19 protein-coding genes are annotated in these 23,387 nt (G+C 28.4%); 7 read left to right on the top strand and 12 right to left on the bottom strand.

Annotated features, from left to right (window positions below):
• The first annotated feature begins 10 nt into the window (after positions 1-10).
• Positions 11-1,189, top strand: a complete 1,179-nt coding sequence (locus ACZ5RS_RS04820) for a phosphopentomutase (protein WP_464638009.1) — start codon at positions 11-13, stop codon at positions 1,187-1,189.
• Between the two features lie 38 nt (positions 1,190-1,227).
• Here ACZ5RS_RS04820 and ACZ5RS_RS04815 read toward each other — a convergent pair whose 3' ends face one another.
• From ACZ5RS_RS04815 to ACZ5RS_RS04780, 8 genes are all read right to left on the bottom strand, one after another.
• Positions 1,228-1,860 carry a D-sedoheptulose-7-phosphate isomerase gene (locus ACZ5RS_RS04815; protein ID WP_464638007.1) on the bottom strand — a complete coding sequence of 211 codons (633 nt, stop codon included), beginning with the start codon at positions 1,858-1,860 and terminating at the stop codon, positions 1,228-1,230.
• A complete protein-coding gene (locus tag ACZ5RS_RS04810) occupies positions 1,853-2,764 on the bottom strand; it encodes an ROK family protein (protein WP_464638005.1) in 912 nt (303 codons plus the stop codon). The genes ACZ5RS_RS04815 and ACZ5RS_RS04810 overlap by 8 nt, the downstream gene beginning before the upstream one ends.
• A gap of 91 nt (positions 2,765-2,855) precedes the next feature.
• Entirely contained in the window at positions 2,856-3,758 is a 903-nt protein-coding gene (locus ACZ5RS_RS04805; RefSeq protein WP_464638003.1) for a substrate-binding domain-containing protein, read from the bottom strand.
• Positions 3,759-3,790: 32 nt separating this feature from the next.
• Positions 3,791-4,798: an ABC transporter permease gene (locus tag ACZ5RS_RS04800; RefSeq protein ID WP_464638000.1), complete on the bottom strand. Its 1,008-nt coding sequence runs from the start codon at positions 4,796-4,798 to the stop codon at positions 3,791-3,793.
• A 13-nt stretch (positions 4,799-4,811) separates the two neighbouring features.
• Entirely contained in the window at positions 4,812-6,320 is a 1,509-nt protein-coding gene (locus ACZ5RS_RS04795) for a sugar ABC transporter ATP-binding protein (protein WP_464637998.1), read from the bottom strand.
• A gap of 100 nt (positions 6,321-6,420) precedes the next feature.
• On the bottom strand, positions 6,421-7,887 hold the full coding sequence (locus ACZ5RS_RS04790) for a sugar ABC transporter ATP-binding protein (RefSeq protein WP_464637996.1): 1,467 nt from the start codon (positions 7,885-7,887) through the stop codon (positions 6,421-6,423).
• Positions 7,888-7,898: 11 nt separating this feature from the next.
• Positions 7,899-8,927, bottom strand: a complete 1,029-nt coding sequence (locus ACZ5RS_RS04785) for a sensor histidine kinase (RefSeq protein ID WP_464637994.1) — start codon at positions 8,925-8,927, stop codon at positions 7,899-7,901.
• Entirely contained in the window at positions 8,920-10,458 is a 1,539-nt protein-coding gene (locus ACZ5RS_RS04780; RefSeq protein WP_464637992.1) for a response regulator transcription factor, read from the bottom strand. Before ACZ5RS_RS04780 ends, ACZ5RS_RS04785 begins: the two co-directional genes overlap by 8 nt.
• Positions 10,459-10,579: 121 nt before the next feature.
• Here ACZ5RS_RS04780 and ACZ5RS_RS04775 point away from each other — a divergent pair, with 121 nt between their 5' ends.
• Positions 10,580-13,447: a DEAD/DEAH box helicase gene (locus ACZ5RS_RS04775; RefSeq protein WP_464637990.1), complete on the top strand. Its 2,868-nt coding sequence runs from the start codon at positions 10,580-10,582 to the stop codon at positions 13,445-13,447.
• On the opposite strand, the gene ACZ5RS_RS04770 is transcribed toward ACZ5RS_RS04775, so the two are convergent.
• A complete protein-coding gene (locus ACZ5RS_RS04770; RefSeq protein ID WP_464637988.1) occupies positions 13,434-13,829 on the bottom strand; it encodes a (deoxy)nucleoside triphosphate pyrophosphohydrolase in 396 nt (131 codons plus the stop codon). The two genes, ACZ5RS_RS04775 and ACZ5RS_RS04770, sit on opposite strands and share 14 nt — an antisense overlap.
• Positions 13,830-13,955: 126 nt before the next feature.
• Here ACZ5RS_RS04770 and ACZ5RS_RS04765 point away from each other — a divergent pair, with 126 nt between their 5' ends.
• The 4 genes from ACZ5RS_RS04765 (at position 13,956) to ACZ5RS_RS04750 (ending at position 18,266) form a co-directional block, all read left to right on the top strand.
• Complete coding sequence (locus ACZ5RS_RS04765; RefSeq protein ID WP_464637986.1) at positions 13,956-14,867, top strand: response regulator; 912 nt, start codon at positions 13,956-13,958, stop codon at positions 14,865-14,867.
• Positions 14,868-15,017: 150 nt separating this feature from the next.
• A complete protein-coding gene (locus tag ACZ5RS_RS04760) occupies positions 15,018-15,437 on the top strand; it encodes a hypothetical protein (RefSeq protein WP_464637984.1) in 420 nt (139 codons plus the stop codon).
• An 80-nt stretch (positions 15,438-15,517) separates the two neighbouring features.
• Positions 15,518-17,287, top strand: a complete 1,770-nt coding sequence (locus ACZ5RS_RS04755) for a histidine kinase (RefSeq protein ID WP_464637982.1) — start codon at positions 15,518-15,520, stop codon at positions 17,285-17,287.
• 1 nt (position 17,288) lies between these two features.
• Positions 17,289-18,266 (top strand): sugar ABC transporter substrate-binding protein, encoded by a 978-nt coding sequence (locus tag ACZ5RS_RS04750; protein ID WP_464637980.1) that lies wholly within the window; start codon positions 17,289-17,291, stop codon positions 18,264-18,266.
• Between the two features lie 59 nt (positions 18,267-18,325).
• Here ACZ5RS_RS04750 and mglC read toward each other — a convergent pair whose 3' ends face one another.
• From mglC to ACZ5RS_RS04735, 3 genes are all read right to left on the bottom strand, one after another.
• Positions 18,326-19,348, bottom strand: coding sequence for a galactose/methyl galactoside ABC transporter permease MglC (mglC, locus tag ACZ5RS_RS04745; protein WP_464637978.1), 1,023 nt, complete (start codon positions 19,346-19,348; stop codon positions 18,326-18,328).
• An 11-nt stretch (positions 19,349-19,359) separates the two neighbouring features.
• A complete protein-coding gene (locus ACZ5RS_RS04740; protein WP_464637976.1) occupies positions 19,360-20,865 on the bottom strand; it encodes a sugar ABC transporter ATP-binding protein in 1,506 nt (501 codons plus the stop codon).
• A gap of 74 nt (positions 20,866-20,939) precedes the next feature.
• Entirely contained in the window at positions 20,940-21,956 is a 1,017-nt protein-coding gene (locus ACZ5RS_RS04735) for a galactose ABC transporter substrate-binding protein (protein WP_464637974.1), read from the bottom strand.
• Positions 21,957-22,135: 179 nt separating this feature from the next.
• Between ACZ5RS_RS04735 and ACZ5RS_RS04730 the strand changes: the two genes are divergently transcribed.
• A complete protein-coding gene (locus tag ACZ5RS_RS04730; protein WP_464637972.1) occupies positions 22,136-23,353 on the top strand; it encodes an aminopeptidase in 1,218 nt (405 codons plus the stop codon).
• Positions 23,354-23,387: the final 34 nt, after the last annotated feature.

Raw genomic sequence — 23,387 nt, 5'->3', positions numbered from 1 at the left:
GGAGAAATAAATGAAAAAAGCAATAATAGTTGTAATTGATAGTTTTGGGATTGGGGCTCTTCCTGATGCAAAAACTTATAATGATTCTGGAGCAAATACCATAAAACATATCTGCGAAAACACAAAAGTTAATTGGATTAACTTAAAAAAATTAGGATTAGGAAATGCCTCCCTTTTAATTAATGAAGAACTTAAAGGATGTGAAAAAGTAGATAAGCCTATTGCAAGTTATGGAATAATGGCTGAAAAGTCACCAGGCAAAGATACTACAACAGGACATTGGGAAATGGCAGGAATCATATTAGAAAAACCCTTTACAGTTTTTCCACAGACCTACCCATCTTTTCCCAAAGAGTTAATTAATGAACTCTGTAAAAGAACCCAAATAAAAGGGATTTTAGGAAACAAAGCTGCATCCGGGACAAAAATAATTCAAGAATTAGGAGCAGAACATGATAAGACAGGATTTCCAATATGTTATACCTCTGCTGATTCTGTTTTTCAAATAGCAGCAAATACCGCAATTATTCCTTTAAAAAAATTATATGATATTTGCGAAGTTGCTAGAGAGCTTTGTGATAAATACAATATAGGAAGAGTTATTGCAAGACCTTTTATTAAAGAAGGAAATACCTATATAAGAACAAAAGATAGACATGATTTTAGTATTGCTCTACCTGAAAAAAGTTTATTAGATCATCTTCAAGAAAAGAAAATTAATACTGTTGCAGTTGGTAAAATTGGACCAATATTTAATGAATCAGGAATAAATCAATCCTATCATGATTCAGGGAATAAAGATTGCATAAAAAGAATGATAGAGTTATCAAAAGAAATTAATGAAACTCCTGAATTAATTTTTGTTAATTTAGTAGATACTGATATGATTTTTGGTCATAGAAGAGATGTTTTAGGGTATGGTAAAGAAGTAAATAATATTGATATTGCAATTGGACAAATCATAAACAATATTAAAGAAAATGATTTATTAATTATAGTAGGAGATCACGGATGTGATCCAACATTCAAAGGAAGTGATCACACAAGAGAATATGTTCCTATACTATGGTATGAAAAAGGAAAAACAACTAATAACCTTGGAATAAGAAATAGTTTTTCTGATATGAGTCAAAGTATTTGTAAATACTTTAATATAAGCTCTATGAAAAATGGTATTTCCTTTATTTAATTCTATGTCTTAAAAGCTGTTTAATTAATAAATAGCTTTTAAGGCCAAATTGAATCTTCAATCATCAAACATAGAGTATGATAAATGGGTAAATGCAATTCCTGAACCTTATAGGTTTCAACTTCAGGAACTTTAATTACAACATCACAATATTTATCAACTTTACCTTCTCTTTCTCCAGTTAAACCAATAACTTTCATATTTTTAGCTTTTGCAACAATGCTTGCAAAAACCACATTCTTTGAAGAGCCAGAGGAAGAAATACAAATTAAAATATCATCTTTGTTTCCATAACCAATAATTTGTTGTGCAAATATTAAATTAGGATTTACATCATTTGAAAAAGCTGTATTTAATGCACTATGTTGTGACAAATTAATAGCAGGGATTGCATCTTCAAGACTATTATTAATCATATCAGAATCATTTGGAGCTATCAAATCTATTTTTTCTTTAATAGAATTAGATATAGGTCTCTTCTTAACAAAAGACTTCATTAATTCCCCAACTATATGATCACTATCTGCACTACTACCACCATTACCACAAACTAAAATCTTATTATGATTCATTGCAGCATTATTAATTATCTCAAAACTTTCTAAAATAGCTGCTTTAGAATTTTCTAAACTAGGATATCGTTCTATTAAAGTTTCAATATGTTTATTCACTTTTTTTTAAACCTCTTTGTGCTACTGTAATAGCGGCATAATCGCCTAAATTTTCTTGTAAGAATGCTGTTTTTATTTTGCATAAATCTCTATTAATAGGAAGGATTTCTTCTTGAATTACACTCATCATGTACTTATCAATAATCTCTTTACTTCTAGAATAAATACTACCAATTACAATACAATCTAAGGCTAATAAATCTATTAAAATTGAAAGAGTTAAACCTAATTTCTGAGAACTAATTTTTACAGTTTTTATAGCTTTAATATCTGATTCTTTCTCTGCTTTATCAAAAATTTCTTTTGCACTTAAATCTTCATTAAATAATTTTTTATGAAGCATAGAAATTCCTGCACCACAGCAATAACTTTCAACAGATCCAAATTTCCCATAACAAAAAGGTCCATCTTCAGCAATTCTTACATGCCCTATTTCTCCGGCTTGATCATTGGATCCTTTATACAACTTGCCATCAAAAATTAACCCCGCACCTAAACCAGTACCAAAAGTTAAAAATGCGAAATTTTTACTTCCTCTACCGTTACCATGATAATACTCAGCTAAAGCACAAGCATTTGCATCATTTTCTAAAAAGGTTGGAATATGAAATTTAGATTCAAAAAGTTTTTTTATATTTACTCCATGCCAAGAAGGAAGATGAGTTGGTGATATAAAAATCCCTTTTTCACTATCTAAAGGACCACCAGCACTAATTCCAATTGATGAAATACTGACTTTAAATTCTTTTTGTATTTTTTCGATTATATCTGCAATTATTTTAAAATTATCTTCAAAAATTTCTTTTGTAAAAAACTTTTCTTTATATATTATTTCACAATCATCATTTGATAAAACTATCGCTATTTTAGTTCCACCAACATCTACTCCAATATAATAGTTCATACTTTCCTCAAAATGTCGATTTTATTTTTCTTAAAATAATTAATATAATTGAAAAAATGAGGCACCTTTTTTCTAGGTGCCTCTATTAGAATTATTTCTTAATTACTGATACACCTGTATCAACATATTTATTAGCAATTGTTTCACCATTAAGTACTTTAATAGCAGTCTTTATACCTTCGTAACCCATTACGTCAGGATTTTGAGCCATTGTACAAAGGATATATCCTTTATCAATTAATGATAGAATCATATCAGATTTATCAAATCCAACACCAACTACTGCATTACCAGCTTCTTGAATTGCATTACCAACACCAACTGTTGAACCTTCGTTTGCTCCGAATAAACCTACAACACCTTGTGTAATAAAGTTTGCGCTCATATCTTTTGCTACAGCTGCATCACCATTACAATATTGTGTTTCTAAGATTGTATAGTTAGATCCAGCAAAAGCAGCTCTGAAACCAGCTTCTCTATCAACTGTAGATGCTGTTGCAGCATTAACGTTAATAATACCAATTGGACCTGAAGTTACACCATTAGCTTTTAAAGCATCAAGCATTTGTTCACCAGCAGTTGTACCAGCAGCTTTATTATCTGTTGCTAAAGTTTGTTCACCAGGATAATCAGCAGCACTATCAACATAAATGATTTTTACACCAGCTGAAGTAGCTTCTTTTAATGCTGAAGTTACAGCATCAGGACCATTAGCTGCTAATAAAATAACATCTGCGCCACCTGCTACAGCATTGTTAATTGATTCGATTTGTTTGTTATCGTCTTTGATATCTGGAGCTAACCATTTATAATCAATTCCACCAAATTCTGCTACAGCTTTTTCACAACCTGCATTAACATTTTGCCAATGTTGATCCATCTGGTCCATTGTAATTAAATAAACCTTTTTATTTGATGATTCATTTTGACCTTGTGCAAATAAACCAACTACAGCGAAAATTGAAAGAGTAACGATTAATAACGCTTTTTTCATACTATTCTCCTTTTATTATAAGCTTAACGCTTTTATTTTTTTAATATTTTCCAACTCTTGCCCTTATTGCTTCTAACAATAACGTCAAGTAGTACTGAAACCACTACGATAATACCAATAACAATATTTCTAATTGCGATTGGAGCACCTGCAAATTGAAGACCGTTTTGTAAAACGCCCCAAATTGAAGCACCAATAACTGTTCCAAAGAGGAGTCCTTGTCCACCTAAAGTAGAAACACCACCAATAACTGATGCTGCAACAGCATATAATTCATAAGACATACCAGCATCCATTGTTCCCATACCACTAGTTGCTGTTGTAATTAAACCAACTACACAACAAACAAATGAAGAAACTAAATATGCTTTTATTGTTGTACTTAAAACAGAAACACCAGATAATCTTGCAGCTTCAACATTTGATCCAACGGCATAGATATGACGACCTGTACGAGTTCTAGTTAATACAAAATTAAAAATTAGCCATAATACTAGAGCAATCCAAATCGTATTATATAAACCTAAGCTTTTTCCATAATAGAAAAAGTTTCTAAAGGTCTCTGCTGCTTCACCAATTGAATCTGTGTTGTAGTTGTGGTTTGCAATTTGTGCTATACCTCTTGCAATTGTCATTGTTCCAAGAGTTCCAATAAAGGAAGGAAGTTTACACCATGCTACTAAAAATCCATTAACAAAACCTACCATTAATGCACAAATAATAGTGATGATTACTGCAAGTAAAGGATTTACACCTCTAGTCATCAGTGTTGCACTGATCATACAACTCATACCAACAACAGAACCAATACTTAAGTCAATTTGTCCTATTAACAAAACATAAGATTGACCAATACCAATTAACAAAATTGGTGCAATTTGTCTAAGCAAGTTAGATACGTTTCTTGATGAAAAGAACATAGGATTCATTAATCCAAATACAATACAAAGAATTATTAAACCTATAGTTACTGTTAATACTTGCCCCATTCCCCTTATAGCTAATAATCTTTTATAAGGACTTTCTATCTTTTGATTCATTATTTTTTACCTCTTAGTCAATCTTTTTCTCAAATTTTGTTGCGTATGATAATATTTCTTCTTGGTTTGTATCTTGCGTAATCAAGGAACCTGTAACCCTTCCATCACACATAACTACAATTCTATCTGAAATACCTAATACTTCTGGCATTTCACTTGAAACGAAAATAACAGCTATACCACTATTTTTTAAAGTGTTCATAATATTATAAATTTCTACTTTGGCTGCAACATCAATTCCCCTAGTTGGTTCATCAAAAATAACAACTTTACTATTTCTAGCAAGCCATTTTGCTACAACAACTTTTTGTTGGTTACCACCTGAAAGGCTAGCCGCATTTACTTCCCCATTAGGCAATTTTATCTTTAAATCGTTAATTGCTTTTTTAACAATTACTTTTTCTCTTTTACGATTTACAATGCCAGCCTTTGAACATAATTCATCTAAATTAGCTAATGCTATATTTTCTCTAACAGATAATTTTGTACAAAGCCCATCTTTTTTTCTGTCTTCAGGAGCCAATACGATACCACATCTAATTGCATCCATTGGGCATTTAATATCTACTTTTTCACCTTGAACAAAAACCTCACCACTTTCTTTTGGATCTACACCAAAAATCGCACGAGTAGTTTCTGTTCTACCGGCACCCATTAAGCCGGCAATTCCAAGGATTTCTCCTTCATAAGCTTCAAAGCTTACATTACGGACCATTTTACCAGCATTAAGATTTTTTACACTAAAGAGTTCTTTTCCTTTATGGCTTTCAACTCTAGGGAATTGTTCCTTAATTTCACGACCTACCATATTTGCAATAATTTGCTTCATTGTAAAGTCTTTAAAAGCCCCTTCAGTAATATATTTACCATCACGCATGATAGTAACTGCATCTACGATGTGTTGTAATTCTTCTAATCTATGAGAGATATAAACAACTCCACATCCATTAGCTTTTACTTCTTTTATTATTCTAAATAAGTCTTCTATTTCTTTTGTAGTTAAAGCACTTGTTGGTTCATCCATAATTAGAACTTTTGCATTAGACTCTAAAGCTTTTGCAATTTCAACCATTTGTTGTTGCCCAACACCTAAAGAACCAACAACTGAGGTTGGAGAAATATCAATTTGTAATCTCTCTAAAACTTCTCTAGAGCGACTAATCATTTCTTTGTCTTTTAATAAACCTTTACTATGGAGTTCTTTTCCTAAAAAAATATTCTCTGCAACAGTTAAATGTGAACACATATTCAATTCTTGGTGAATAATAGCAACACCTTTTTCTTGTGCGCTTTTTGGAGTTAAATGCCCCTCAATAGTTTCACCAAAAATAGTTAATTCACCTTCATCTCTTGTATATACTCCAGATAAAATTTTCATTAAAGTAGATTTTCCAGCACCATTTTCACCTAAGAGAGCCATTACTTGCCCACTTTTTAGATGAAAAGAAACATCATCTAAAGCTTTTACACCTGGAAAAGATTTAGAAATATGCTTCATTTCTACAATATATTCATTACTCATAGGTTATTAACTCCTTTTGACAATCTAATCCTCTCATGAGAATTATGAGTTGAAAAGAGTTGTAAATTTGTGAAAAGGTGGGGTATTTTTATGATTTACATTATTTTATCAACATTGATCCATGTAAAAATGATAAAGAATCGAAATCTTTACGAGAATATGAGTTAATAATTTTACCTTCTGCAGCTAAGAATAATTTGTCTGCAACTTGAAGTGTATCTGAAAGAGATAAAGCCAAAATTAGGATAGAAACACCTCTCTTTTTGAGCTTATCAAAATATTCAATATTTCTAATTCTCTGATATAAATCTAAGAAAGAAAAGGGTTGAACTAATACTAATAAATCAGGATTTTGGAATAATATTTTTTGATGTAAAACTTTAAATAATTCGGTTTCATTAAGTGATAATAAATCCTTCTCATATACAATTGAACCAATATCTTTTTCTAAAGACTTTGCTAAAGATTTTTCAATATTATGTTTAAGCCACAAGTTCTTTAATTTATGATCAGCGCAAAAAAGAATATTATCCATTACTGATAAAGAATAAAATAGATTTGATTTTAAAGGTTTCTTATCTACAAAAGATAATCTTCTATCTCCATTTTTTATCTTTGAGCCATTTAATAATAATTTACCACTTTGTGGATTTTCCTCTCCTTTAAGCAGCTTAGAAAAACTATCAATAACAGAATTATCACTATCGAGTAATACTATTGTTTCTCCTTTATGCAAATCGAAATTAATATTAGTGAGATTTTCAAAATTTAAATCTTTAACAGAAAAAATAATATTACTATCATCAGTATTCTCATTTTCATATAATTCTTTTCTCTCTTCTTTAGATAAACTTTTTTTAAAAACATAACTGTAATGTTCCATTACCTCATCACTCATCTCATAAGGTAATAAATTTTTCACCATATGACCTTCTTTCATTAGATAACACCTATCACTAATAAGAAAAGCCTCTTGATGATGATTACAAATATATAAAAATGACATACCCATTTCACTTAATTCTTTTATTAAACTATGTAATTGGACTATATCTCTTTCGTGTATAAAACTTGAGATATCTTTTAATATCACTAAACTTGAGCCATTAATTTGAGCCTTGATTAATTCAATAACAACTTTATCATATATATCTAAATCACTTACAAAATCATCAGGATTAAATTTTGCACTAACTTTGTTCAATAATCTTTGAGTTTGTTCAAATAGCATTTTTTTATTTATTATATGCTGTGAAAATCTTTTTCTCAGTACAAATAAATTTTCATAAACAGTTAAGGAATCTATTAATGTAGTATCTTTATCTATTATTACAACATTATTTTTACCTGGGTTTGGATCTAAATAATCATTTACAATCTTTCCATTATAAGAAACATACCCATAATGCAAAGAAAGACCATTACTTATTAATTCAACAAGTTCATCGACGCCTAAAATGTTTATAGGAATTAAACCAATAATTTCACCTTTAGAAATATATAAATTGATATCATCTAAAAAAGGAGGATATGAAACTTTTTCTAAACATAGAATTTCTGTTTTCATTTATACCCCTCCTAATCAGCTTTATATTCAATTGGAAGACTGATTGTTACATCCGTACCTAAATTTAAACAACTAGTAACTTCAAGACCATATCTTTCACCAAACAATAATTTTATTCTGTTATTTACATTTATAAGAGCAATACCACCTTGATAAGAATTACTATGTAATTGATCTGAACTCTCTTTTAAAAGAGCATCCTGAAGTTTCTTTAATTGTTCTTCTGGCATTCCAACACCATTGTCTTTAACATTAATTAATAGCCTTGAATTAAATAAATCAATATTAATATTTAAAATACCTTTTTCATTCTTACACTCTAGTCCATGAACAATCGCATTTTCAACAATAGGCTGTAAAGTTAATTTAGGAATTCTAATTCTTAATGCTTCTTCTTCACAATTATCACTAAAATTAATATTCATAGTAAGTCTTTCACCAAATCTATATTGTTGAATATAAAAATAATTTTTAGTATTTTCCAACTCTTGTGATAAAGGTACTAAATTTTGAACATGACTAATGGTATATCTAAAAAATGTAGCTAGGGCTTCACACATTGAACTAATTGATTTATTACCCTCAATTAAAGCCTCAGATCTAATTCCTTCTAAAGTATTATATAAAAAATGCGGATTAATTTGATTTTGTAGAGCTAAATATTGAGCTTGTCTTTTACTAACACTCATTAATATATCACTATCTAATATTTGAGCTAATCTCTTATCCATATCCTCAAATTCTTTACTTAATGGATTTTTTAAATCACTAAAATGAGAATAAGTTTGTCCCGAATTAAATAGTTGCATTAAGTGTATGAATTTCCTATATGGTTTATAAATTTTTGAATAGCCATAAATATAAAAAATCACTAATAATGTTAAAGGTAAAAAAAACCAGTATGGGCTTTTTATCCTTCCAAAGTGAGATAAAAATACAATAAAAAAAGTTAATAAAATTAAGGTTAAACTAGAAAAGAATAAAACAATAACTCTAGTCTCAATATATTTAGGTTCTCTAAGCCATTTAATTTTAGCCATAAAGTTTCCTATAATCCTGCGGTTTAATACCTAGTTGATTCTTAAAACATTTAGTAAAATGTCTTGAATCTTGATAACCAACTTGCTTTGAAACTTCTTTGATAGGCAAAGATGTATTAATTAAAATTTGTGTTGCTTTATTAATTCTTACTTCCCTTAGATATTCTGCAAAACCTTTATTTGTCTCTTTTTTAAATAAGGAACTAAAATATGTTGGAGATAAATGAACTAACTCAGAAAGAGTATCTAAAGACAATTGATTGTCCCAATAGTGTTTTTCAATATAATTTTGTGCATCTTTAATAGGTTTTGCGCTATCATTATTTCTTTTTTCTAATAATAAATTATAAATTAATAATAACTTTTCTTTAAAGAAAGAAATTATTTTATTTTTTGAATTTAAATAATAGATTCTATCAAAGGACAATTTTTCAACATCTTCTTTATTCACTTGATTCTTAAAAATTACAAATAATCTATTTACTATTGCTTCTATAGTTAAGAAGAACATGTTTTCATCAAGCATATATAAATTATTAATTAATAAATTAAAATCATCCATATTTAACTTTTCATTAGCATATAATGAGTTTATTTTCAAAATAAAAGAATCAATTTCATCACTATCAAAAGTAAGAGGAATTTGAAATTCATCAATATAGTTATCACAATTATTATTAATTCTGGTGTAACTTAAATTAATTATTCTCTCAAGTTCTTTAAAGACTTTATCAAAATCTGATATATGGCTCCCTTGAGAAAGAGTTAATTCAATATTTGAAAATAGAGAAGAAAAATTTATAACAACTTCCTTAAAAGCTTTCTTGATATTTTTTATAATAATATCATATTGATTTTCATCAAATGTTATAAAAAGAATATATCCATGATATTTATCAGAAAAAACTAACTCCCAATCAGATACATCATTCAAATAAGTAAAAAAGAAAGTTTTTAACTTAGTCTTTATAGCCTCTTTAGCTTTCAAATCATATTGGTAAAACTCTCCATCTACAGAGATTAAAGATAAGTTAATAAAATTACTAAAATTAAATAACTCACTAACTTTTTCTTTATCAGCTTTATTTTCAAAATAGTTTAATAAGTAATAAGATCTTAAATCATCCTTATTTGATAAATAATTTTTATAATCTTTTTTCTCATTATAATTTGCAATCATTTTCTCTAAGGCAGTTAATAATTCATTTTGTTTTATAGGTTTTAATAAATAATCTGAAACACCAAATTTTATAGCTTTCTTTGCATAATCAAATTGTCTATATCCGCTTATAATTATAACTTGTAAATTTGGATTTATTTTTTTTGCTCTTTCAATTAATTCTAACCCATCTAAAGAAGGCATTCTTATATCTGTAATTAAAATATCAGGATTTGTTTTTTGAATTAAATTTAAACCTTCTAATCCATCACCAGCAGTACCTACTAATTCTAGACCTAACTCATCCCATAATATTAATGCACAAACTAAAGAACAAACTTTTTCTTCATCATCCATAACTAAAACTTTCATAAATGTTATAATACCCTAGTGTATTGAAGTAAGCAAGAAAAAGAAAAGTTAATAGATTTTAAATAGATAACTATCAAGAAAGATCTTTACTCACTAAATTTTGAATGATAAGCTGCTATATATGCAATGTGATTCTTCTGTATTATTAAAAGCTACTGAATTTGGCTTAATTGACAAAAACACTGAGGCAAATTTAAGTTTTGCTCCAAAACTAATTATAAATGATAGTAAACAAGGGTTAAAAGTCTTTGAACAAATAAAAAAAGAATTAAAAACCTGTAAAAGCTTTTGCTTTTCAGTTGCTTTTATTACACACAGTGGAGTAAATATCTTATTAGAAATTCTAAAAGAATTAGAAAAAAAAGATATTAAGGGAAGAATAATCACTTCTAACTATTTAAACTTCTCTGAACCAAAAGCAATAGAAAGATTAAATGAATTTAAAAATCTAACAATAAAAATATATGAAAAAGAAGCTTTTCATATAAAGGGATATCTCTTTGAACAAGAAGATTATTTCTCTCTTTTTGTAGGTAGCTCAAACCTTACTCAAGCGGCGCTTCTATCTAACAAAGAATGGAATTTAAAAGTAACTAGTAAAGAAAATGGTAATTTAATAAATAATATTAATTCAGAGTTTATAACGCTTTGGAAAGATTCTATAAACTTAACTCCCATCTGGTTAGAACAATATAAGAAAAAGTATTTAGAAACCAAAAAACTAAGAGATAAAGTTTCACAAATAAATATTAAAACGATGTCCTTAGAACCCAATATGATGCAAGTAAAAGCGGTAGAAGCTTTAAAAAAGATACGTAATTCAGGAGAAACACGAGCAATATTAATTTCTGCAACGGGTACTGGTAAAACTTATTTATCAGCCTTTGATGTTAAAAATTATAAGCCAAAAAAATTCCTTTTTTTAGCCCATAGAGAACAACTTTTATTACAAGCTGAAGAAAGTTATAAGACAGTTTTAGGGCCGGAAATTAACACTGGATTTCTTTCTGGCAAATATAAAGATTATGATTGTGACTATCTTTTTTCAACCATGAACATGATGGCAAAAGAAGAGATTTATACAAAATTTAAAAAAGATGAATTTGATTATATCATAATAGATGAAGCTCATAGATCTCCTTCATATAGTTACCAAAAAATTATAAATTATTTTAAACCAAAGTTCTTATTTGGAATGACTGCAACACCTAGTAGAACAGATGCTAAAGATGTTCTAGAAAACTTTGATAAAAACATTGCCTTAAAAATTGATTTAAAACAAGCAATGGAATACAACTTGCTTTGTCCTTTTCATTACTTTGGAATATCAGAGATTTATATTGATGGAAAAATAGTAGATGACAATACAAATATTAATGACCTAAGTGGTGATGATAGAGTAAAAAATATAATTGAAAAAATAAAATTCTATGGACATTCTGGAGATAGAGTGAAGGGCTTAATTTTTACAAGAAATGTAAAAGAAGCAGAGCTTCTATCAGATAAGTTTAATAAAAATGGCTATAAAACAATTGCACTATCAGCTAGTAGTAGTATTGAAGAGAGAACAAGAGCAATTGAAAGATTAGAAAGTGATGATATTGATGATTCAAATTTAGACTATATCTTTAGTGTTGATATCTTTAATGAAGGTGTTGATATTCCATCAGTAAATCAAATTATTTTACTTCGTCCAACAAAATCTGCTGTAATTTTTACTCAACAATTAGGTAGAGGGTTAAGAAAATATCCTGATAAAGAATTTGTAATAGTTCTAGATTTTATTGGAAATTATGAAAACAATTATTGTATACCTATGGCTCTATCCTCAGATAAATCTTTTAATAGAGAAACAATTAGAAAAACAGTAAGTGATGGCTCAGCATTCTTATCTGGTTGCTCAACTATTGAGTTTGATCAAATTTCAAGACATCAAATTTACAGTGCAATAGATAATAGCAAATTAAGTACAAAAAAGAATATTAAAGAAGCTTATAAATATTTGAAAAGTGAATTATCACACATTCCATCCTTTGAAGAATTTAATAAGTACGCAGAAATTGACTTTAACTTAGTAATTGAAAACTACGGCTCCTATTATCAACTTATAAAAGAATGTGAAAAAGAAAATTCTCCTTATACACTTAATAATGAAGAACTTTTTGCTCTTAATTATTTATCAACTAAGATTGCAAAAGGTAAACATTATGAATCGATTAATCTTTTAAATCAGTTAATTGATTCGAATGAAAAAGTTGCTGAAATACAAATTCCTTATATAACAAAACAACAAAAAGTTGCTTATAAAATATTATCTCATCAATATAATATAATTCCGAAAACTCAAAAAAGTATAGAAAAACATAAAGCTTGTATTTTAGTTGAAAAGTTTGATAATTATATAAAACCAACAAGTCAATTAAAAAAATATCTAAAAAATATAACTTTCATCAACTGTGTTAAAGAAATAATTAACTATTCTATTTCTCAATATAATGAGAATTACAAAAACAATTATAAGAACACTCAATTAACTTTATTTAAACAATATTCTTATGAAGAAGTCTGTAAGGCTTTAAACTGGGAAAAAGATTGCTCTGCTGTTATGAATGGATATATGTATGATAAAAATACTAATACCTTACCTGTATTCATAAATTATGAAAAAGAAGAGGATGCAATAAACTATCAAGATCATTTCACCTCTCCCACCTCTATAATTGCAATCTCAAAAAAGAATAGAACTATAAAGAGTATAGACTGGCAAAAAATATATAGAGCTAAAGAAAATAATACTAAAATTTATTTATTTGTTAGAAAGAATAAAGCTACTAATAATTCTAAAGATTTTTACTTTCTAGGAGAGATATATCCACAAGGTGATGCAATACCAATAAAAATTGATAACACCTCTGCTTTTAAAATAAACTATACTCTTGAAACTCCTGTACGAGATGATATCTATGAATATTTTACTACTGCTGAATAGTATTAATTAGTTTGTCCACAATAGGTTGATCTGCAGGGGCCCAATCTAAAGAATCTAAGTTACCAACTTCTAACCAAGTATCAGCAACATGTTCATTTCTTTTTAAGTCTCCTGTTTTTATTGAGCATAGATAACTATGCATAGTTATAAAAAATGAAGTATATTGATGTTCAACTGTCATAAAGTATTTATCTACTTCAATAGTTGCATTTAATTCTTCTTTAATTTCTCTGATAAGTGCATTTTCAGCTGATTCATTTTTTTCAATTTTTCCACCTGGGAATTCCCATTTTAAACCAACTTCTCCCTTATCAGGTCTTTTAGCGCAATATATTTTATTATCTTTTATAATGATTGCTGCAACTACTTCTATTTTTTTCATACAAATTCCTAACTATTCAATTTACACTCTATTATACAAATAATATCTATTTAATAAATAAAAATCAAAATAATTCTAGAAAATAAATTAGTTGCCATATAGGAATACATATTTTAAAATATAAACATGTATTCAATAATAATAGTTGACGATGAGTCTAGAATTAGAGATTCAATTAAAGGATTAATCCCTTGGAATGAATATGGATTTGATATTATAGGCTTTGCTGAAAATGGCTTAGAAGCTTTAGATTTAATCGAAGAAAAAGCTCCAGATGTAATAATTACTGATATTAGAATGCCATACATGGATGGCATAGAATTAATAAAAGAACTAAGAAAAACTTCACCTACTACTTCAATCGTAATTCTATCTGGACATGATGAATTTTCTTATGCCCAAACAGCAATAAAATATAATGTAACTGAATATGTATTAAAACCTGTTTCAAAAAATGACATTATTGAACTATTAAAAAATATAAAAGTTAAATTAGATAATGAAATTGCTCTTAGAACGGACAAAGAAAGATTAAATAAAATATATAATAATTTAATTCCTGCAATAAAAGAAAAAACAATTAACGAGATTTATTTAGGAAACTATCACGGCATGATTAAACAAGCTGAAGAATATGGATTACCTGTTTACTATAGCTATTACATGACATGTTTAATTGAGCCTGAAATTAATGATGATATAGAATTAAATTTATTAACTATAAAAGACATTTTAAAAAATCATTTTGATTCAAAAAATAATATTATTCAATCAATTATTAATAACAAAATGATTCTTACTTTTTACTATTCCTTGAAGGGCCAAGAATCAATTGAAAAACCATTATTTAAAAAAAGAACTCTAAAACAAATTCAAGAAATCAGTCAATTTATCCATTTTTACACAAAATCTAAATGCAATATAGGAATAAGTAAAATTATAAATGATATTAAAGATCTCAATATTGCTTATAAAGAATGCATACAAGCAATCAACTACAAAGCTTATTACAAAGATCAAAATATTTTCTTTATATAAGACTTAGAACCTATTAGCTTAATTGAAGCTACAGAAAATCTACAAGATGATTATATTGAAAACTTAATTTCTTCTATAAAACTAGGAAGTAAAGAAGATATAGATCAAGCTGTTGATTTATTATTCAGTAAAGATTCAAATTATAATCCTTTGGAAGTTGAATCATATGTAATGAAAATATTGTCTTTATTAACCAATTTAGCACTAAGCTATAATATAAATCTTAGTAAATATTTAGGATTAATAAATAAAATTTCTTCTGTTAATACAATTAATACTGTTATTCCACAAATCAAAGAAATATCTATAAAAATTAATCAAAAAATTCAAGAAAAAAGAGAATCAAGCAATATAAAATTTGTTGAAGAAGCTAAGAAATTAATTGAACAAAATTACCAAGATAAAAATTTTAATCAAGATGTAATTTGCGACACATTAGGTGTAAGCAATGCTTATTTTAGTAGCACTTTCAAAAAAGAAACCAAAACTCCATTTACCAAAGCCCTTACCCAAACTAGAATTGAACATGCCAAAAACTTATCAAATCGCCGAGAGAGTCGGATTTTCTGATTCTAACTACTTTTCTTTCTGTTTTAAAAAAATTACAGGTGATTCACCTTCAACTTATAAACAAAAGATAAAAGAATAAAATGAAGACAAGTGAATCCTCAATTAATAATATTTTCGCCAGAATTTTAATTTTATTTACTATTATTGTTGTTTCAGTTGTTACGATTACTATAACTGTTCAATTTTATAGATCAACTAAAAGTAATATAGAAATTAGTACAACACAAACTGTAACTCAAGCAAACAGAAGCATAACATCTTTTATAACGGATGTTATGCAAATTGGTGATACTACTTTAGACTACTGCACAAACATTAACCTAATTGATAAAGAAAGTATTGATCTTAGATTAAACACTATTCTAGATTCTAGAAACGATATTATTACTATTAACTTTTTCAACAGTGATGGAACAATAATAGGTGGTACAACAGCTAATAATTTAAGAGATAAAAATGAGATATCGCAACAAAGCTGGTTTCAAAATGCACTAAAAGGAAATGGAGATTATTATTTCTCAAGAGCTCATGTTCAACGTCTTATTCCACTAAGATATCCTTGGGTAATTAGCTATAGTAAAAGTTTTAACTATATAGATGAAAACGGTGTTGAACAACTTGGAATAATGCTAATTGACTTTAGTTATACTAAATTAAAAGAAATAATGAGTTATGCGACCATTGGTAAAACGGGTTATGCTTTTATAATTGATCAAGATAATAATATAGTATTTCACCCAAAACAAACTTTAATTAACTATGACCAATTCTTTGAAAATATTGATGATATTAAAGAAAAGATTTATGGAAAATATTATTCTAATGATTCAGGTGAAAATAAATTAAAAGTTATCCAAACAATTGACTACACAAGATGGAGAATTGTTGGTGTTGCTTTTCCAAATGAAATGCTACTAGAAAGTTTCAACTCATTTACTATAGCAATCATTATAATTTTAGCAGCAAGTATTTTTATAACAATTTTAATTGCAAAAATTGTATCCAACTATATAACAAGTCCAATTAGAATTTTAGAAAAACAAATGGAAAATATACATAAAGAAGCTTTTTCTCCAGAGATAATTGATAGAGCTTCATTAGAAGTAAAATCTCTTTCAAATTCTTTTGTCGAAATGTCAAAAAGAATGAAAACTCTTATGGAAAAAATAATTGAAGAACAAGAGTTAAAAAGAAAGAGTGAACTTGAAGCATTACAAGCAAAAATTAATCCTCACTTTCTATATAATACTTTAGACTCCGTTATTTGGATGGCAGAACAAGGGGATGATGAAGGAGTTATCACTCTTATTTCTGCACTTGCAAAGCTTTTTAGAATATCAATTTCCAAAGGTCATGAAGTTATTACACTTGAAGAGGAATTAGAGCATTGTAAAAATTACCTAGTCATTCAAAAGATGCGTTATGTTGATAAGTTTAATTTTGAAATCTCTATTGAAGAAGATATTAAATTATGCCAAACCATTAAATTAATTACTCAACCGATTGTTGAAAACAGTATTTATCATGGGATAAAATATTTAATGGATCCAGGAATAATTAAAATCAGAGCACAAAAAATGGGTACTGATAAAATTCAAATTATTATTGAAGATAATGGAACAGGAATGAGTGAAGAAGTGAGAAAATCTTTATTAACTACTGATAAAAAACAACACTTAAAAGATGGAAATGGTATTGGAGTATATAATGTTAATATGAGATTAAAACTTGCGTATGGCGATGAATATGGCTTGAATATTGAATCTGAGATTGATGAAGGTACAAAAGTTACAATTACAATTCCACATCTAGAACAAATCAAACAAATCACAAAGTCAAAAGGATTATAAAATGAAAAAGAGAAATATAATAATACCAATAATTTTAATTATAATTGCAATGGCTATTTCTGTTTTCATATACATTAATCAAAGACAAACAAATGAAACACATCCTTATAAAATTGCTTTTATCAGAATGAAAGAAGGTGGCCAATTCTGGAGTGCGATGAGAAATGGAGCAAGAGAAGCTAGAACAGATACACAAACCTCAGTAGAATTTTTTTCAACAATCAGTGCATCTGATATAAAAGTTCAAACTGAATTTGTTCAAGACGCTATTGAAAGAAATGTTGATGCTATTGTAATAACACCTAGTGATAATAAAGCATTAATTGAACCACTAAGAGAAGCAAAAGATAAAGGAATTAAAATTGTTCAACTTTATAATGAAATCGATGACGACGAAAATATAATTACAGCCTCAGTAATGACAAATACTTATCAGATCGGAACTAATGTCGCTAAAAAAATTATTAATAAAATAAATGGTGAAAAAACCAACATTCTATTAGTAAGTAGAAGTAAAAATGTTTCATCTAGTAGGTATATAGAAAAAGGTATTATGGATGTGCTCAAATCCCAAGATAATATAAAATGCAATTCATTATATGCAGGAAGCAATATTAATAGAATAGAAGAGATTCTTGATAATTATTTAAATAACTATCAAACAATTAATTATATTATTGCCCTTGATGATGATTCATCTGAAGGTGTTTCTAAATATTTTATCTCACATAACCATAAAGATAATATTTATTATATGGCAACAAGCCATTCTTTATCTAATATTCAAAATTTAGAAACTGGTATAATAGATGAACTTTTAATTTTAAACAGTTTTGCTATGGGCTATCAAGGAGTCTATGCAGCAAGTGAAATTCTTAACGGCAATGATATAATTAAACAAGATATTGATTATATTTTTGTAACTAAAGAAACTATGTTTGATGAAGATGTCCAAAGAAAACTATTTATTTTGTATTAATAAAGAAGAGCTCCGAAGAGCTCTAATAATTAATAATAATAAAGGAGTTAATATAAAGACTACTTTTTTTGTACATATTTTTGTATATCAAAGGCAACTGCAGAAACAATAATCATACCTTTAATAATGTTTTGCCAATAAGGATTAACGCCAATAAAAGTTAATCCATAGTTAATAAATGTAAAGATTAATACACCAGTGATTACTCCACTTACTTTACCAACACCACCTGTAACAGAAACACCACCAACAACACAGGATGCGATAGCATCTAATTCATATCCGACACCATAGTTATTTGTTGCACCACCAGTTCTAGCAGCTTCTAAAACACCACCAAATGCAATTAATGAATCACAAACGATAAATAAGCCAATGATAATTGAGGTAATATTAATACCAGAAACAACTGCAGCTTCTTTATTTCCACCAACAGCATATATGTTTTTACCAAATACAGTTTTATTTAATAAAACCCACATAAAGACTATTGCAATTAAAGCGAATATTACAATGACAGGAATCGGCCCTATAGAACCTGAACCAAGGAATGTAAAATCACTTCTTAAACCACCAATTGGTTGTGAATTATTTGGAGGTAAATTAAAATAAATTGAATTTACACCATATATTATTAACATAGATCCTAAGGTTGCAATAAATGCAGGAACTTGGAACTTTGCAACAACAACACCATTTAAAACACCCCAAACAGCACCTAAAACTACAGCAATGAGAATAGGTACAATAATTGGTAAATTGCCCATTTCTGGGTAGAATCTTCTAACATAATCTTGTGTTTGCAACAATGAAGCAGATACAACAGCAGCCATACCAACAAGTCTTGAAGCACCAAGATCAACACCACCAATTAAGATTACTAGCATCATACCAAGCGCTATAATAATCTTTGTGGAACTTTGCATTAAAACATCTCTTAAAACTCTTAAACTAAGAATTCTTGGATTAATAATTGCAATTATTACAATTAAAACAAACAAAACAATTAATATTGCTTTATCCATTAATATCACTTTTAAATTATCTTTTGAAAGGTTATTTTTTCTAGCTAATTTTTCCATCATATTTCTCCCTAACCAACATATTTTGTTGCAAGTGTCATTATTTCTTCTTGACTAGTTTCTTTACTATTTACAATTCCAGCAACGCGACCTTCACTCATTACTACAATTCTATCTGTCATTCCCAGTAATTCTGGCATTTCAGAACTAATCATAATAACACCCTTACCTTGTTCTGCTATTTCTTTCATCAATACATAAATTTCATATTTAGCACCAACATCAATACCACGAGTTGGTTCATCTAAAATTAAAATATCTGGTTGAGTTAAAAGCCATCTAGCAAATAGTACTTTCTGTTGGTTACCACCAGAAAGAGATCTAATCAAAGTTTTAGTACTTGGTGTTTTTATCCTTAATGTTTTTATTTGTTCAATACTATCTTTTTCCATACCATCATTTTTCAAAAGCCCATGTTTAGCGTAATCCTTTAAATGAGCAATTAATAAATTTTCTTTAACTGATAATAGTGGGAAAATACCTGTTCTTCTTCTTTCTTCTGTTAATAAAGCCATACCTTTATTCATAGCATCAATTGGACGTTTGACTTCAATTTCTTTGCCTCTTAAGAAAAGTTTTCCAGTAGTATGAATTCTTAATCCATATATAGACTCCATAACTTCTGTTCTTTGTGCTCCAACTAGACCACCAATACCTAAAATTTCACCTTTTCTTAAAGTTAAAGAAACATTTTTAAATGAAAGAGGATTAGGAGAAGTATAATCTTCAACTCTTAATAATTCATCACCAATTTTTGGAGATCTATCAGGGAATCTATGAGTTAAATCTCTACCAACCATTCTCTTAATAATTAAATCAGTAGTTAACTCAGAAGCTTTCCATGTTCCAACATTTTGACCATCTCTCATAATTGTAACATCATCAGAAATCTGTAAAATTTCTTCCATTTTATGAGAGATATAAATTATTGAAACACCCCTGTCTCTTAATCCATTTATAATTCCAAATAGATGAGCTACTTCACTTTCTGTTAATGAAGAGCTAGGTTCATCCATAATAATAATTTTCGAATCATATGAAACAGCTTTTGCTATTTCAACACTTTGAGCATGAGAAACAGATAAATTCCTCAATAGCTCTGTTGGCTTCATTGTTAAGTTTAAACTTTCCAATAATTCCTTAGTATCTTTGTACATTTTTTTGTGATCAACAAAAGGAGATTTGGGACCACCTACTTTGGGGAATCTTCCAAGCCAAACATTTTCCATAACACTTCTATGAGGGTTTGTATGAAGTTCTTGGTGAATCATAGATATACCAAGATGCAAAGCCTCTTTAGCGTCATTAATTTGTACTTCTTCGCCGTTGTATAAAATATTTCCAGAGTCCATTTTATAGAGACCAAATAAACATTTCATCAATGTCGATTTTCCAGCTCCGTTTTCTCCCATTAGAGCATGAACTGTACCTGGTCTAACTTGTAAAGTAACATCATCCAAAGCTTTTACACCTGGGAATGTTTTTGTTACATTACGCATTTCTAAAATATATTCCATCTTAGATCCTTTTTTAAGAATTAGCTCTAGGACAATTACATATCATCCTAGAGCATCAAACTAAATTGTTTAGTCTACATAAAATCTTCGTAATTGTCTTGTGTTACCATTTGATAAGGAACCCAAACATATCTACCATCAGTAATTTCATAACCGATTGATGCAGCTGTTGGTACATTACCTTTTGCTAATTCATAAGCAATATTGAATGTTGCAGCACCTTGGTTAACAGCATCATTTAATACTGTACCTAATAAAGTACCTTCTTTTAATGCTTGTAGTGCTGGAGCTGTTGCATCAACACCAACTACTGGCATATATTTGTCGCCTGAGAAATAACCAGCTGCTTTTAATGCTTCAATTGCACCAAGTGCCATATCGTCATTATTTGCAAATACTGCTTCAATTGAATCGCCTTTTGATGTTAGGAATGCAGCCATTTTTTCTTGACCTTTAACACGGTCCCACATACCAGTATCTTCAGCTAATTTTTCAACTTTAATTCCATTGTCATTTAAACATTTAATTGAATATTCAGTTCTTAATTCAGCATCTTGGTGACCAGGTTCACCTTTAATCATTACATATTGTAAAACACCATCGCCATTTTTATCTGCTTCTGGATGAGCTTTCCAATAATCAGCTACAATTTGTCCACTCATTGTTCCAGATTCTTCAGCTTTAGCACCTACATAATAAACCTTGTCCCATTTAGCCATATCTTCATCAAATGGTTGTCTATTGAAAAATACTACAGGAATATTTGCTGCTTTTGCTTTTTCAATTTCGACACCAGCTGCTGCACGGTCTACAGGGTTAAGAGCTAATGCATCAACACCTTGTGTAATAAATAAATCAACCTTTTCATTTTGAGTTGCTTGAACGTTCATTGAATCAACAATGTTAACCTTTGCTTTACCTTGTGCTGCATCAGCAAATGCATTACGAGTATTAGTCATGAAAGTATCATCGAATTTGTAAATTGCACATCCAATTTCTATTTCGTCACTTCCACTTTCAGCTTGACCATTAGCAAAAACAGGGCTAATTAAAACGAGAGAGAGCAATAATCCTATTGTTAATTTTTTCATTTTTTCCTCCTTAGAACTTTATTGCTTGTTTATTCTCACATTGTTTTTTGAATCCCGAAATAGAAAATTTTTATAAATTACTTAAAAATTTTTAGATTTTAATAATTTAACTAAGAATTGAATTAATACTATAAAAGTAATATCATCTAAAGGTATTATGTGGTTTTAGGAGGATTAGAATGACAAAAAATCGCTTTGATAAATTATACTCTCAATTAATTTTAGATTTAGGATTGGGTTTTGAAAAAGGCATGAATCTTGTAATCAGATGTGCACCTGATTATTATGAATTTGCTGCAAAAGTTGCTAAAGATGCATATAAAATTGGTGCAATTAATGTAGATATTGATATTTTAGACTCAGCTCTTATAAAAGCAAGATGTGATTCACAAGACATTGATCAAGTATCAATTTTCCCAAAATATCTAACTGCTATTGATAAAGAAAGAACTGATGAAAAATGGGCAATGCTTTATATTCCTGATGCAGAAAACAACATGGTTTTAAACGATGTAGATAAAAATAAATTAGCTTCACATATTCAGTCAAAAAGTGAATTAGTACAATATGGTCGTATTGCAAGACAAAATTTTGAAGTACCTTGGTGTATTGTTTGTTACCCAATGAAAAAATGGGCAAAACAAGTTTTAAATTCAACTACTGAAGATATGAGAGATTTATTAGCAAAGATCTTGATGCTTGACAGAGATGACCCAATACAAGCTTGGAAAGATTTTGATAAAGAATTTGAAAGTGGTAATGAATATCTTAATAATTTAAATATTAAAACTCTTCATTATGTAAGTCCCAGAACTGACTTAACTATTTCTTTAAGAAAAGAAGCTGTTTGGTTAGGAGGTAGCGATGAATGTAATGGAAAAAATATATTTGTAAACCTTCCTACTTTTGAACATTTTAGCATTCCAGATAAATACAGCGCAAATGGTTATGTAACAACTACAAAACCAGTTACAGTACTTCAAACTCTATGTAATGATATTAGATTTGAATTTAAAGATGGTAAAGTTGTTAAATGTGAAGCTAAACAAGGACAAGAAGTTCTAGATCACTATTTAAAAACAGATGAAAATTCATCATATTTAGGAGAAGTCGCACTTGTAGATGAAAGGACTCCAATTGCTCAAAGTGGAAAAGTATTTAATGAAATTCTTTTTGATGAAAATGCTTCTTGCCATATAGCAATCGGAGCTGGATATCCATCATGCTTAAATACAGAAGAAAAATTAGATTCTAATGAAGTACTTGAAAAATATGGTTGTAATGTTTCAAGAGTTCACACTGACTTTATGATTGGTTCTTCTGATTTAAACATTTATGCTACAACTTTTGATGGCAAAGAAATTCAAATTTACAAAAATGGACAATTTACTTTCTAATTTTAATAAGGGCTGTTTCTTTTAGAAGCAGCCT

It is taken from the genome of Pleomorphochaeta caudata, from assembly GCF_055395745.1.
Note: the sequence above shows the minus strand (reverse complement) of the source record. Positions and strands in the feature narration are given on the sequence as shown.